Consider the following 14,488-nt stretch of genomic DNA (forward strand, 5'->3'; position numbering starts at 1 on the left):
CATTTTCCTCCTAAATAATTCACTTATAGTTAAAAAAGCATTCTAAAAATAGCAGTCATTGTTATTACTGTAATGGCACCGCCTAAACGTGTCGCAACTTGTGCAAACGGCATTAAGTTCATTCGATTGGCTGTACTTAAAATAGCCACATCGCCAGTCCCACCCATACCACTCTGGCAAGCGGAGACAATGGCAGCCTCAACGGGATTCATATTCATGAAGCGTGAAACGAAAAATCCTGTAGCAATAACAGTGAAAACGACACTAATTACCACAACAAAATATTGCCAGCTAAGCATTCCTACGACATCTTTTAAAGGAATATATAACATACCTAAGCCGACCATTAACGGGAACGTAAAATTGCCAGAGATAAATTTATAAAGCTGTTTTGATCCGCGTTGGGTTTCTTTCGGTACTACGTTTAAGTATTTTAAAAAGGCTGCGACAACAATCATCAAAACAGGACCAGGAAAGCCTGTTAAGTGTTGCAATAAACCGCCTGTAATAAATAAGGTACACGCAATTAAAACACCAGCGCCCATTAATTTTACATCAATTGGTGCTTTGTCTTCTTCTAAAGCATCACTTAAATCATCTGAATTGGTAATTTTAATCAACTGACCTTGTCCAGAAAGTTCAGGGCGTTTTTCTCCTAAACGACTAAGTAAACCAGAACACATAATAGCAAAAAAATTACCAATAATGGTTGCGGGAATTAATTGCCCCACTAATTGTTCACTTGGCAATCCAGTAATGGCACTATAACCAAGGGATAAAGGAAGAATGCCTTCACCGATTCCACCAGCTAAAACAGGAGTGACGATATAGAAAAGGCTATGTTTCCAACCGAGACCTAACAGTGTTCCAACAAGGGTCCCAACGCCCATTGCTAAAATCATTCCTAATGCCATCGGGACAATCATGCGCATTAAACCTTGGACTAAAATTTTGCGGTTCATTCCAAGGATACTTCCACAGACCAAACATGCAATATAGAAATAGAGAAAGTTTGCTTGTTTCATTAAAATATCTGTTGAGTCTAAGACATTTTGGTTGAGTAAATTGAAAAAGACCATAATTGATGGTACTAATAAAGATAAAATTGCTGGACCGCCAAAATGTTTCAAAATAGGAATATTTCCACCAATTGTTCCAAGTAACCAACCCATTGTTAAAATTACGGCAAAACCACCTAACATATTGACTGGTAGTTGTTCTAATAGAGCCGTAACAAGAATAATGCTAGCTGTTACAAGATAAACAGGTAACGTAACCGAACCAATCCTCGTTTTGGTTAATTTGTTGCGCCAATCTGTTTCATTAGCAGCTGTTGCGGGCAATTTCTTTTCCATGCTATTTCCTCCTATAACTTTAATCTATATTCATCATAATGTAAACGTTTTCTGTAGAGTAGATTATTTAATTAATTTAACTAAAGAAAAGTTTTTTAACCAAATCTTCCTATGCTATACTTTATTTGAAGAGAAAAGAGGGATGGAATGAAGCGTGGCGGGAAATTATGGTGTTTCTTATCAGTGATTTTTATTGCAACATTAATTATTATGATTACTTTCTTTTACGGAGTAACGACGGTTCAAACAATTAAAGAAGTTCGTAAAAACCAAGAGCAAGCACTTTTAGCCGTCGGGGAACAGTTGGCTATTGAACCGAATGTTATTGAAGCCTTAAAGAATGATCACTATTCAGATGAATTGGAAGCGTATACGGTTCGTTTAGGTGAAATCCATCAGTTGGATTTTATCGTGATTATGAATATGCAGGGGATTCGTTTAACACATCCTGATCGCCAAAAAATAGGTAAGCATTTTGAAGGTGGCGATGAAGTGCGAGCATTAAAAGGGGAGGAACATTTGTCTGTTAGTCAAGGGAGTTTAGGAGAATCATTACGAGGTTTTGTCCCAGTCTATGATCAAGGAAAACAAATTGGGGTTGTGGCAATGGGCATTAAAATGACCTCGCTTTCACAATTGATTGAACGAACAAAAAATGATTACACAGTGAGTGTCCTTTTAAGTGTTGGTTTTGGCTTTATATTAGCCATCGTGGTTTCTTATTATTTAAAAAAACAACTTCACGATTTAGAGCCAAGAGAAATTGCTCGTCTATTAGAAGAGCGAAACGCCATGCTTGAGGAAACGAAAGACGCAATCCTTGTGATTGATACCGATCAAAATATTTTATTAGCAAATATTGAGGCGACTAAAATGTATCATAATATAACAAATAGTGAAGAAAATTTACTAGGAAAGAAACTTTCAGCATTGGTTTTATCTCCTGAAAAATTAGTCGTACATTCAAAAACAGAGCAATTCTATCGTCAAAATGGCCAGGATTATTTCGTCTCAATCGCCCCGATTAATGTCCGTAAAAAAACAATTGGGCATGTTATCTTTCTGAAAAATGCGACAGAAACGTTTATTGTCGCAGAACAGCTTGTCAGCACAACAACATATGCTTCGGCATTACAAAGTCAATCACACGAATTTATGAATAAGATGCATGTCATTTATGGCTTAGTCGATTTAGAAGATTATGAGGCGCTAAAACATTATCTAGCCGATTTATTGAAACCAGAAAAGGAATTTGCACAGCGCTTAGCTATTTTGGTCAGAAATCCTATTCTAGCAGGTTTTTTAAGTGGGGAAAGAATCAAGTTTGCAGAAATTAAAACACAATTAGCTATTGAAATTTATCCAGAAATTCCACCAAATAAACGAGATGAAGATACGCAAAATTTGATTGCTATCTACCGTTATATTCATCGTTTCCTGATGGAGCAAACGTTGCCAGAAGAGATCATTGAAACCATTGATTATCAGCCAGGAAGTTTGACGACGACTTATTCGTTTGCTTATCCAAAAGAACAACTGGAACGCTTTGAGCAAGAGTTTTTCACTTCTTATTTGGCAAGATTATTAGAGAATGCGGAAGCGACATTGACTTGGGAAAACCAACAAAACAATTGGCTTGTCCTTCGCATAAATGTTCATTACGAAGGAGCAGAGGAAAATGAACCTATTGATTATTGAAGACGATCCTATGGTTGCATATATACATCAAAAATATCTTGAAAAATTAATTCACCAACCGACTATTTTTACGGTTGCAACAATTGCTGAAGGTCTACTACTAACGAAAGAAAAACAACCAGCACTTGTTTTATTAGATGTTCATTTAAAAGATGGCAATGGCTTGACCTATCTGCCAACAATTAGAGATGAAAAAATTGATACAGAAGTTATCCTGATTACGGCTGCCAACGAGTTGGAAAATGTTAAACGAAGCTTACATTTAGGCGTTTTAGACTATTTAGTTAAACCCTTTTCTTTTGAGCGATTTCAACAAAGTATCGAAAACTATCAGAAAAAAACTGCTCAATTCACGCTGGAAACGAAGGAGCTTTCGCAAACAAAAGTGGACCAATTATTTCATTATTCACAGACAAACGCACGTAAAAATGAACAAGCTCTTCAAAACATGTCCTTAGAAAAAGGACTAACACAAGCAACATTACAATTATTGTTAAAAAAAATAGACGAATTTACCGACTATTTTACGATTCAAGAATTATCAGAAGCGAGTCAGCTTTCACATGTTTCTGTTCGCAAATATGTGTTGTTTCTAGAAAAAAATAACCTTTTAGAAAGTAAAAATAGCTATTTAAAAGTGGGGCGTCCTTATCAATCGTATCGGAGAATTTAGTATTTTTTATTTTTTAGTAAATAAAAAAAGTAATTGAAAAGTGGCGAAATACAGAGGATACTCCTTTTTATTCTCATTTAAAGCACTTAATTGAGAATGGAAAAGAGGATATTATTTGTTATTTTTTGAGAATATATGATATTCTTTATTATGTAAGAAATAATATTATATGGGAGGAACGAGCGATGAAAGTTATTGTTTTAGGATCATCACATGGAGGTTATGAAGCGGTAGAGGAATTACTAAATCTTCATCCTGATGCAGAAATTCAATGGTATGAGAAAGGTGATTTTATCTCATTCTTGTCTTGTGGCATGCAGTTGTACCTAGAAGGAAAAGTGAAAGATGTTAATTCTGTTCGCTATATGACTGGCGAAAAAATGGAGAGCCGTGGTGTAAATGTCTTTTCTAATACTGAAATTACAGCGATTCAACCAAAAGAACATCAAGTGACAGTGAAAGATTTAGTGTCAGGTGAAGAACGTGTTGAAAATTATGATAAATTAATCATCAGTCCCGGAGCTGTCCCATTTGAATTAGATATTCCAGGTAAAGATTTGGATAATATTTACTTGATGCGTGGTCGTCAATGGGCCATTAAATTAAAACAAAAAACAGTAGATCCAGAAGTCAATAATGTGGTTGTGATTGGTAGTGGTTATATTGGGATTGAAGCTGCCGAAGCATTTGCAAAAGCCGGCAAAAAGGTTACTGTTATTGACATTTTAGATCGTCCATTAGGGGTATATCTAGATAAAGAATTTACAGATGTTTTAACAGAAGAGATGGAAGCTAATAATATTACCATTGCAACTGGTGAAACAGTTGAACGTTACGAAGGCGACGGTCGTGTGCAAAAAATCGTTACAGATAAAAATGCGTACGATGCTGATTTGGTCGTTGTAGCGGTTGGTGTCCGTCCAAACACTGCTTGGTTAAAAGGTACCTTGGAATTACATCCGAATGGCCTAATCAAGACGGATGAATACATGCGGACAAGTGAGCCGGATGTATTTGCAGTAGGGGATGCTACGTTAATTAAATACAATCCTGCAGACACAGAAGTAAATATTGCCTTAGCAACGAATGCTCGTAAACAAGGTCGCTTTGCTGTGAAAAACCTAGAGGAACCAGTTAAACCTTTCCCTGGTGTTCAAGGATCTTCTGGCTTGGCCGTCTTTGATTATAAATTTGCTTCAACAGGGATTAACGAAGTCATGGCTCAAAAATTAGGAAAAGAAACAAAAGCGGTGACAGTAGTAGAAGACTACTTGATGGACTTCAATCCAGACAAACAAAAAGCTTGGTTTAAATTAGTGTATGATCCTGAAACAACACAAATTTTAGGCGCTCAATTAATGTCGAAAGCAGATTTAACTGCAAACATTAATGCTATTTCATTAGCGATTCAAGCCAAAATGACGATTGAAGACTTAGCCTATGCGGATTTCTTCTTCCAACCAGCGTTTGACAAACCTTGGAATATTATTAATACAGCGGCTTTAGAAGCGGTGAAACAAGAACGTTAATAGAAGAGAAAATAAAACCCATGAGTATTTATAGTACTCGTGGGTTTTATTTTTATTTTGTATTCAATTGATTTTTCAACTCTTGTTGGACACGAGTTAATTCTTGTTCATCCACACGTTGATAGGAAACACCATCTTGCATAAAACCAGTACCTTGAAGTTGGTCTTGTTTCACTTTACCAAAGGCACTGCGATAATCTAAGGCAATTTTTTTCATGTCATCAAAACTTAAATCTGTCTTCATATTATCAGAAACAGCTGTTAAAATTTCTTGATAGTTGCTCACGCTATTAAGACTTAAGACTTTTTGGACGATGCCTTCAATCACTTTTCTTTGACGTTCTTGGCGGCCGTAGTCACCATTAGGATCTTCGTAACGCATTCTTGAATAGGAGAGTGCTTGTTCACCATCCAATGAAATTTTACCAATCGTAAAATCATACCCGTCTTGAGAAAAAGTCAGATTATTGTTCACTTCGATTCCGCCAACCGCGTTGACTAATTCTTTTAAACCAGCCATATTAATTGAAACATAATGATTAATAGGTATGTTTAAATAGTTTTCAACTGTGTCCATTGCTAAAGATGCCCCACCAAAAGCATAGGCGTGATTCAATTTATCTTGTTTTCCTTGACCTGGAATATCTACATAGGTATCGCGAGCAAGACTGACTAAGGTTGTTTGCTTGTCACGAGGATTAACTGTTGCAACAATTGTTGTATCCGAACGACCTTGCTCGACACGCCCATCATCGCCTGTATCGATCCCTAATAATAAAACAGAAAAAGGCTCCTTATTGTTTAAATTGACCTGACTTTTTTTAGATCGTTCTACTGTTTCATAGGTTTTATCCATTGATTTAGAAACATCCCAATAAAGTTTTGCTCCCATTCCAACAACTGCAAGAAATAGAACCAAGATAATTCCAAAGATAATGGCAAAAATTTTCTTCCCTTTTGACATATTTTTCCTCCAATAATTTATCACAGGTTGTGATTTTTTTCTTATAGGTTAATCTTACTAATTTTTAGTGAAGAAGTATATAATAATTGTTGAAAGACTATAAAACTTTAAGGTATTTTGCATTATTTTTGCTTAATCTTTTGAAATATCTCAATTCTATTAAAATATGCGAATTAGTATATTACACGTTTTCAAGGTGTTTCATTGTTGATTAATTAGAATTTTAGTGGTATTTTTGTATTTGTAATTAGTACAGATTTTAATTGGAGGTATAACAGTGAGTAAAAAAGGATCAGATATCATAGTAGAAAGTTTAATCAATCACGAAGTGCCCTATATTTTTGGGATTCCCGGTGCAAAAATTGATGGAGTTTTTGATGCATTAGTTGACAAAGGTCCAGAATTAATTTTAGCTCGACATGAACAAAATGCAGCCTTTATGGCACAAGGGATTGGTCGTTTGACGGGAGAGCCTGGCTTAGTTATTGCGACTAGTGGACCTGGTGCCAGCAATTTAGCAACTGGGTTAGTAACTGCGACTGCAGAAGGGGACCCTGTTTTAGCATTGGCTGGACAGGTAAAACGGTCCGATTTGTCAAAATTAACTCACCAAAGCATGAATAATGCTGCATTATTTAGTCCAATAACAAAATTCAGTACAGAAATTCAAGATCCAGAAACATTATCTGAAAATATTGCCAATGCTTACCGTATCGCCAAAACAGCGAAAAAAGGCGCAACATTCTTATCGATCCCACAAGATGTCACAGATAGTCCGGTGACAGGCGAAGCAATTAAGCCTTTGTCGGCTCCGAAACTGGGCCATGCATCAGCAGAAACAATCGCAGCTTTAGCTGAACGAATCAAGCAAGCGAAATTACCTGTTTTACTTTTAGGAATGCGGGCCTCTGCACGAAAAGTTACCGCAGCCATTCGTGAATTGGTTGCTATAACTGGTTTGCCAGTCGTGGAAACGTTCCAAGGAGCAGGAATTATTTCAAAAGAATTAGAAGAACATTTCTTTGGGCGTGTTGGTTTATTTCGAAACCAACCTGGGGATCGTTTGTTAAAAAGAAGTGATTTAGTGATTGCTATTGGTTATGACCCCATTGAATATGAAGCACGTAATTGGAACGCAGAAAAAGATGCGCGCGTTATTGTTATTGATGAAGTTCAAATGGAAATTGATCAATATATGCAACCGGAAGAAGAGCTAATTGGTGATATGTCTAAAAATATTTTGAAATTATCAGAAGCATTTAGTGAACCAATATTAACAGAAGATGCGCAAGATTATTTAGAAACGCTTCAAGAAAAATTAACGATTAAAGAAGTAAAAACAAGTACAATTGAAAATCGATTACATCCATTAGAAATTGTTCAGACGCTTCAAGAAAAAACCACGAATGAAATGACAGTTACTGTTGATGTAGGGAGCCATTACATTTGGATGGCTCGCCACTTTAGAAGTTATGAACCGCGTCATTTATTATTTAGTAACGGTATGCAAACATTAGGTGTCGCTTTGCCTTGGGCAATCTCGGCTGCGCTGGTTCGTCCGAATACACAAATTATCTCTGTTTCTGGGGACGGCGGTTTCCTATTTTCAGCGCAAGAATTAGAAACAGCGGTTCGTTTAAAGCAAAATATCGTGCATATTATTTGGAATGATGGTAGTTATGATATGGTTAAATTCCAAGAAGAAATGAAATATAATCGATCCTCTGGCGTAGATTTTGGTCCAGTTGATTTTGTGAAATATGCTGAAGCTTTTGGAGCCAAAGGGGTTCGAGTGCATTCACAAGCAGAATTTGCCGCAGCTTTAGAAGAAGGAATGCAAACAGAAGGCCCAGTGATTATTGATGTTCCTGTGGATTATTCAGATAATCAAGAATTAGGTAAAACATTGTTACCAGATCAACTTTATTAGGAGATGGAAAAATGAGCGAACAATATGTTTATCAACATGGTACGCTAGGCGGTTTAATGGAAAGTTTGATGGCAGGAACGGCAGAAATTGGTACGTTACTCACGCAAGGTGATTTTGGAATTGGGACATTAGAAGGATCAAATGGCGAAATTATTTTATTGGACGGTATATTGTATCATGCGAATCAAACTGGCGAAATTACTATTTTAGAAGGCGAAGAATTAACGCCATATGCCGCAGTTACTCGTTTTCAAGAAGATGGCGCATTCCCTGTATCAACGGAAACCGATGAAAATATTAAAGCACAAATTTTAGAAAAAATTAGTCCTAATTTTTTTGCGGCAATTAAAATTAGCGGTCTTTTTGCGAATATGCATGTCCGTGTGGCACCTAAACAAGAAAAACCGTATCCACCATTTGTAGAAGCAGCACGCAATCAACCTGAATTTACAGCGGAGAATATTCAGGGAACAGTTGTAGGGTTCTTTACACCTAAATTATTTCATGGTGCTTCTGCTGCAGGATTTCATTTGCACTTTATCAGTGAGGATCACCAATTTGGTGGGCACATTCTTGATTTTGGCATTAAACAAGGGACTGTTTCGTGGATGGAAACAGCAGAATTGCGACAGCATTTTCCAGTTCATGATGCTGATTATCGGAATAAAGAAATTGATATTGCAAAAGCTTTGTCCGCAATTGAAGAAGCGGAATAACTGAATAACAAGGCACATTTCTCCACGCCCATTCAAGTTGACCTAGTTAGTCAACTTGAATGGGCTTATTGCTGTTCGTCGCTTTTTGTTGTTATTTTTCAAAAAAAAATAGTATCCTTTTTATAATAAGCAAATAACAATTGGAAAGGATGGCGTAATGGACACACTTTATAGAAGTTGGCAATTATCTGGTTGGCTCTATCATGATATTTTTGTCATCATTGTAGCAATTATTTTTATAGTAATTAGTGGTATTTTGGTTATTTCCTTAATAAGAAGGCGGAGTACAAGGAGACTGGTTCCCTATGCGTTAATTTTATTGGTTTATCTTGCAGTGGTACATTTTGCTGGTTTAATCTTTTTCGGAATGTTTCGTTCAGTAACGATTGAAGAGAAAAGTGCGACGTTTTATTCTGAAAAAACGAAAGGCTTAACTTCAATCGAGCGAATGATTATTCCAAATGGACGAACGAATGGCATTAGCACCAGTAACTCATTGTTCCAAGTGATTTCTGTTAATAGTCAGACGGGCGAACGAATGTGGAGTAAACGTTTAGGCTGGCGTGATTATTTAATTGGTCAAACAGATCAATATGTGGTTTTGAATAGTGCTGATAACGAGGCCATTTACTTACTAGATACAAAAACAGGGAAAAAACAGTTTTCTGAAGCGGATTTAGTGAAGAAATTCCCTGAATTAAAAGACTATTTAAGCTCTGATTTCGTTGATTATCGTTTTATGGATAATCGCTATCTCTATATTTATGGATTAAACAATCGATATTATCAATTAGATTTGAAAAATTGGCAGTTAAAACAAGACCCAACTTTCAAAGAAGTCTTTCAAACACAAGAAGCGCCTAAATGGACGGTAGATTCAAATGAGAGTCAAATTGGTCAAGAGCTGTCATCGGAAGAGCGTACAACAGTGCAAGGAAAACTAGAAGAGCAACTAATAGCACCAGTTTTATTAGGCAAGAAAGATGAAGCAAATTATTATGTTCTGTCATACAAGAAAAGACAAAGTAATCAAGCGATAGTTGGCTTATACAATTGGCAGAAAAAAACATACGAGTGGCAAACACCGTTGCTTTTAACTAAAGAAAATGTACCTATTGAAGCTTTTCAAGTAGAGGATGCGTTATTCATTAAAGTCCCGCGTTATTTATACAAAATTAACCTGAATAATGGTAATCAAGAGTATCAGTTTGATTACCGTTGGGGCCAAGTGATTCGTTAAACGAAAAGTGGTAAAGCATGCTTAGACAAATAGAAGGAGCAAATAGTCCTTATGATATAAAAAAACGCTTAGAAGAGTAGTGATTCCGCTAGTTTTCTAAGCGTTTTTTTTATTTTATGCAGGTCCAGAGATTAAATTCCAGATAATCGAACCTGTATATGCGCCAGGAAATAATTGTGAAACAGGGGTTTGGATTGCAAGAGAAATATCGGTCATGCGGCCGCTCCACATTCCTTGTCCTTTTCTATCACCAGCGTTACTCATTAAAGTCGCACCGTTACCGATAATAATTGGGTTGGTCGGGAAGTCGGGTGCAGCAGGATCTTCTGAAAAATCCAGTCCATACATTGTATTTGTCATAAAGAAACGCCTTAACGTTTTGTCATAGCGAGCATAGCCGCCTGTTAATTGAAACGTAATGATGCCTAGTAAAGAATGAGCTTCGTTTCGCATGTGTGGGATTTCAGCAGTGACATGCCAACCAGTTAAGGCTCCGCGAACATCCCCCATCCCGAAGTGTCTCATTGTATGAGTATTGCCTTCAGAAGGTCGTATAGGAACTGCCGTTAAATCACCAGAAATCGCTTGGGTTTCAAAAGTAAATTCTTTTGGAATAAAGAGCAAGTCAAAACTAGTGTTAGGATTTTCTAAATCAGGATCAATGGCATCGTCAACCGATTCATCACCAGGCAGCCCTCCAAGTTCTAGTTCAACTGAAACAGGCGTTTTTCCAGAACGGGTGGCAAAAGAAACCGATGGGTCAAAACTAAAGAGACTGAATACTAGCAACAAGGCTGCAAGTGATTGATAAGTGAGTAGATTTTTTTGCTTCAAGAAAGTTCCTCCTTTAGGTGCTGATAATATAAGTATACGCAAAAGGAGCTGTTTTTATTTATCAGTAATTTACAGGGAATTCGAAAATATTGAGACAAATAGTTTTTAATATTAGTTGAGAAAGGTGAGTCGACAATTTTTACTTGTTGATTCTGTCTTTTTTGAGCACAATTCGTTATATCAAGCATGCTAAAATATAAAAGAAATCATCAAGTATTACTAATCAAAATGGAGAGGAGGAGAAAACTTTGAGTAAGTGTTTGGGGTTGTTGATGATTTTATTTGTATTATCTGGCTGTTCAGGAAGTAGGAATTCGCAACAGGAAGTCGTTATAGAAAAGTCTGCTAATAATGACAAAGCAAGACAATTTGTTGATCAAAAAAATCCGCATTTAGGAACGCAATTAGAAGCAGAATCTTATACTAAACAGGAAGCGATTGAATTTTTACAAAATGGTTTAGGGATACCAACGAATGACTCGGCGTTTCATTATAAGTTTAAGCAGTCAAATAAAGGAAGTTATGTTGTTCAAATTATATCTGAAAAGAATAGTGTCTCAAAAGAGAATGAATTGTTCGGATATTATCAGGTGTATCAAGATGGTATTATAGTGAAAATGATGGAAAAGGATCAAACGTTCCAAGAAAATTAAGTGATAAATAAAAAAGTTGACAAAAAACACAAACAGTCTTGTTTGTGTTTTTTTGTTTAATGTTCGTGTTTTATTTTTTAATAACCTTTTTCGAAAAAATATACGAACGTTCGGGTTTAAAAACGAACAAAAAGATGAAAATGTGTTGAAATATACGTTTTCCTTGCGTATACTGATGAAGTGAAAAAACGAACGAGGAGTGTACGAATGAACAAGAAAGTTCCTTATTTAATTGTGGCGCCGGGGCTAGTACTATTATTATTTTTCTTAATGATTCCATTAATTACTAGCATTTTGCCAACCATTTTTACTGATCATGGCTTGACACTAAATCAGTATGTTACTTTTTTTAAAGATGACTATAATGTTTCAATTTTCTGGCGAACGATAAGAGTTTCGTTAATTGTGACGGGTATTTCAATCGTGTTGGGCATTCCAACGGCATACTTTATTGCTGGAGTTTCCAAAAAATGGCGTGGCTTTTTAATGGCTATGACCTTGTTTCCATTATTAACCAATTCAGTTATTCGAAGTTTTGCTTGGATTAACATTTTAGGAAAAAACGGTGTAGTGAATACGTTGTTATTAAAAACAGGCTTAATTGAGCAACCGCTGAATTTATTGTATACAGAATTTGCAATTATTATCGGTTCAGTGTATTTATTTTTACCAACAATGATTATGACCTTAGTTGGGGTTATGGAAAACATTGAAGGAGAAATGCTAGAAGCGGCTGAGACGCTAGGCGCCAATCCAATGACGGCTTTTCGGAAAATTGTTTTACCTTTATCAATTCCAGGCACCATCGTAGGAAGTATATTAGTGTTTACAGGAACTTTAACGGCTTATACGACGCCACAGCTGTTAGGTGGTAACCAAAAAATGATGATGTCGACCTTCTTATATCAAAAGGCTAATACTTTAGGTGATTGGCAATCGGCGAGTGTTCTTGCATTTATTATGATTTTAACAACATTAATTGTGATGAAAGGCCTAGACATGGTCGCTAAGAAAGTAGATCGGAGAGAAGCAAATCATGCGTAAGCAAAAAGGACTATCTGTTATTGCAATTCTAGTTTTTCTGTTTTTATTTTTACCATTATGTTTGATTGTGGTGACTTCTTTTGGAACAGCCGCAGCGATTCAATTTCCGATTAAAGGATTTACTTTAGATTGGTACGCCAAAGCCTTACAATCGGAAACGTTTATGGACAGTTTTAAGTTAAGCTTGTTGATTGGGGTATTAGCAACTGTTTTAGCATTAATAGTAGGGATTCCGGCTTCCTATGCGCTGGCACGTTATTCCGTTCGCGGGCGCAACTTTATTAAAAGCTTTTTCTTATCCCCAACTGTGATTCCAGGAATTGTGGTCGGGTATACGTTATTTCAATATATTGTTATTAAATTAGGTTTGCCTGTCTTTCAAGGATTATTAATGGGGCATTTTTTAATTAGTTTGCCTTATATTATTCGAGTGGTTGGGTCAAGTATGGAACAACTAGATTATTCAATGGAAGAAGTAGCTTGGACATTAGGTTGTACAAGATTGCGAGCTTTTATTCAAATTGTTTTACCCAATGTGTCTTCAGGAATTTTTGCAGCCTTTATGTTAGCATTTGTCAATTCGTTTAACAATGTTCCTGTATCGATGTTTTTATCAGGTCCCGGTGTGACGATGCTGCCTACTTCTTTATTAAGTTATATGGAATACAATTATGATCCAACTGTTTCAGCAATTTCTGTATTGTTGATGCTACTAACAATGGGCTTAATGTTTTTAATTGAAAAAACGTTGGGACTAGCTTCCATTGCCTAAAACATGGAAGAAGCACGAGATAGAAAGAGGAGAAAATTTTGACTTTTGTGGATTTAAAAGATATTCGCGTCAGCTATGACGGAAAACAAGATATTTTAAAAGATTTAAATATTTCAATGGAAAAAGGAGAATTAGTTTCTTTATTAGGACCGAGTGGTTGTGGTAAAACGACTACGCTAAGAGTGATTGCTGGATTAATTAAGCCAAACGACGGACAGTTTTTCGTTGACCAAGAAGAACTAACAAAGGTTCCTGTCCATAAAAGAAACTTCGGGATGGTTTTTCAAAGCTATGCGTTATTTCCCCATTTAACGATTGCAGAAAATGTCGCTTTTGGGTTGAAATTACGCAAAGAAAGCAAACAAACCATGGACCAAAAAGTCACGGAAATGCTAAAAGTATGTGGTTTAGAAAGCTTGGGCGACCGTTATCCAAAACAATTATCTGGTGGTCAAAGACAGCGGGTTGCGCTAGCACGTGCTCTGATTATTGAACCTAAACTATTACTACTAGATGAACCGTTGAGTAATTTAGATGCAAAATTGCGAGTGGCAATGCGGATTGAAATCAAACGGATTCAACAACAATTAGGCATTACGACAGTTTTTGTCACACATGACCAAGAAGAATGTTTTTCTATTTCAGATAAAGTGGCCATTATGAATAATGGCGTGATTGAACAATATGATTCACCAGAAACGATTTATCGTTTGCCTCGTACTAAGTTTGTTGCAGAATTTATCGGTTTTGAAAACTTTTTCTCTGTCGAAAAAATGGAAGCCGGTCATTATCGGACACAAACAAATCAAATAGTGAAAACGACTAATCCTGAACCAAATGTTACAACGACGGTGGCAACGATTCGTCCAGAGGACATTGAGATTGTTTCAGAAGCTGCTACTAATACTGTCGCAGGTACTGTCGCTGTCCGAACATTTTTAGGGAAAAGCTATCAATATGAAGTGGAAACAGCGTTAGGTACATTGCTGGTTAATGGAACAAGTGAACAGTTATATGAAACAAACGAAACCATTCACTTGGCTTTTCCAGCTGAGAAATTAGTTATTTTAGAAAAATAAA

At 36.3% G+C, this 14,488-nt stretch carries 13 protein-coding genes; 10 read left to right on the forward strand and 3 right to left on the reverse strand.

Going from position 1 to position 14,488, the window contains the following annotated elements; all coding sequences use genetic code 11:
- Positions 1 to 29 precede the first annotated feature (29 nt).
- A complete protein-coding gene (locus tag IGJ04_RS14210) occupies positions 30 to 1,355 on the reverse strand; it encodes a 2-hydroxycarboxylate transporter family protein (protein WP_002363749.1) in 1,326 nt (441 codons plus the stop codon).
- A 147-nt stretch (positions 1,356 to 1,502) separates the two neighbouring features.
- On the opposite strand from IGJ04_RS14210, the gene IGJ04_RS14215 reads away from it, so the two are divergent.
- From IGJ04_RS14215 to IGJ04_RS14225, 3 genes are all read left to right on the forward strand, one after another.
- Positions 1,503 to 3,053, forward strand: a complete 1,551-nt coding sequence (locus IGJ04_RS14215; RefSeq protein WP_002379345.1) for a Spo0B domain-containing protein — start codon at positions 1,503 to 1,505, stop codon at positions 3,051 to 3,053.
- Positions 3,034 to 3,726, forward strand: a complete 693-nt coding sequence (locus IGJ04_RS14220; RefSeq protein ID WP_438840306.1) for a response regulator — start codon at positions 3,034 to 3,036, stop codon at positions 3,724 to 3,726. Before IGJ04_RS14215 ends, IGJ04_RS14220 begins: the two co-directional genes overlap by 20 nt.
- A gap of 185 nt (positions 3,727 to 3,911) precedes the next feature.
- Positions 3,912 to 5,255 (forward strand): NADH peroxidase, encoded by a 1,344-nt coding sequence (locus tag IGJ04_RS14225; RefSeq protein ID WP_002379347.1) that lies wholly within the window; start codon positions 3,912 to 3,914, stop codon positions 5,253 to 5,255.
- Positions 5,256 to 5,307: 52 nt separating this feature from the next.
- Here IGJ04_RS14225 and IGJ04_RS14230 read toward each other — a convergent pair whose 3' ends face one another.
- Positions 5,308 to 6,219, reverse strand: coding sequence for an LCP family glycopolymer transferase (locus tag IGJ04_RS14230; protein WP_002385983.1), 912 nt, complete (start codon positions 6,217 to 6,219; stop codon positions 5,308 to 5,310).
- Positions 6,220 to 6,496: 277 nt separating this feature from the next.
- Here IGJ04_RS14230 and alsS point away from each other — a divergent pair, with 277 nt between their 5' ends.
- The 3 genes from alsS (at position 6,497) to IGJ04_RS14245 (ending at position 10,105) form a co-directional block, all read left to right on the forward strand.
- Positions 6,497 to 8,149, forward strand: a complete 1,653-nt coding sequence (gene alsS, locus IGJ04_RS14235; RefSeq protein ID WP_002357923.1) for an acetolactate synthase AlsS — start codon at positions 6,497 to 6,499, stop codon at positions 8,147 to 8,149.
- An 11-nt stretch (positions 8,150 to 8,160) separates the two neighbouring features.
- Positions 8,161 to 8,865 (forward strand): acetolactate decarboxylase, encoded by a 705-nt coding sequence (gene budA, locus IGJ04_RS14240; protein ID WP_016627176.1) that lies wholly within the window; start codon positions 8,161 to 8,163, stop codon positions 8,863 to 8,865.
- A 157-nt stretch (positions 8,866 to 9,022) separates the two neighbouring features.
- The gene (locus IGJ04_RS14245; RefSeq protein ID WP_016627175.1) at positions 9,023 to 10,105 is read left to right on the forward strand and encodes a PA2928 family protein; all 1,083 of its coding nucleotides are present in this window, start codon (positions 9,023 to 9,025) and stop codon (positions 10,103 to 10,105) included.
- Positions 10,106 to 10,219: 114 nt separating this feature from the next.
- Here the strand turns inward: IGJ04_RS14245 and IGJ04_RS14250 are convergent, their stop codons facing one another.
- The gene (locus tag IGJ04_RS14250) at positions 10,220 to 10,981 is read right to left on the reverse strand and encodes a WxL domain-containing protein (protein WP_002357920.1); all 762 of its coding nucleotides are present in this window, start codon (positions 10,979 to 10,981) and stop codon (positions 10,220 to 10,222) included.
- Positions 10,982 to 11,211: 230 nt separating this feature from the next.
- Here IGJ04_RS14250 and IGJ04_RS14255 point away from each other — a divergent pair, with 230 nt between their 5' ends.
- The 4 genes from IGJ04_RS14255 to IGJ04_RS14270 all read left to right on the forward strand — a co-directional run bounded on the left by IGJ04_RS14255 (position 11,212) and on the right by IGJ04_RS14270 (position 14,487).
- A complete protein-coding gene (locus tag IGJ04_RS14255; protein WP_033626813.1) occupies positions 11,212 to 11,592 on the forward strand; it encodes a hypothetical protein in 381 nt (126 codons plus the stop codon).
- A gap of 207 nt (positions 11,593 to 11,799) precedes the next feature.
- Positions 11,800 to 12,636, forward strand: a complete 837-nt coding sequence (locus IGJ04_RS14260) for an ABC transporter permease (protein ID WP_002382189.1) — start codon at positions 11,800 to 11,802, stop codon at positions 12,634 to 12,636.
- Positions 12,629 to 13,408: an ABC transporter permease gene (locus tag IGJ04_RS14265; protein ID WP_002357916.1), complete on the forward strand. Its 780-nt coding sequence runs from the start codon at positions 12,629 to 12,631 to the stop codon at positions 13,406 to 13,408. Before IGJ04_RS14260 ends, IGJ04_RS14265 begins: the two co-directional genes overlap by 8 nt.
- A gap of 38 nt (positions 13,409 to 13,446) precedes the next feature.
- Complete coding sequence (locus IGJ04_RS14270) at positions 13,447 to 14,487, forward strand: ABC transporter ATP-binding protein (protein ID WP_002384674.1); 1,041 nt, start codon at positions 13,447 to 13,449, stop codon at positions 14,485 to 14,487.
- Position 14,488: the final 1 nt, after the last annotated feature.

Origin of the sequence: Enterococcus sp. AZ050 (assembly GCF_051715085.1) — a bacterium.
In the GTDB taxonomy this organism is placed as follows: Bacteria; Bacillota; Bacilli; order Lactobacillales; family Enterococcaceae; genus Enterococcus; species Enterococcus faecalis.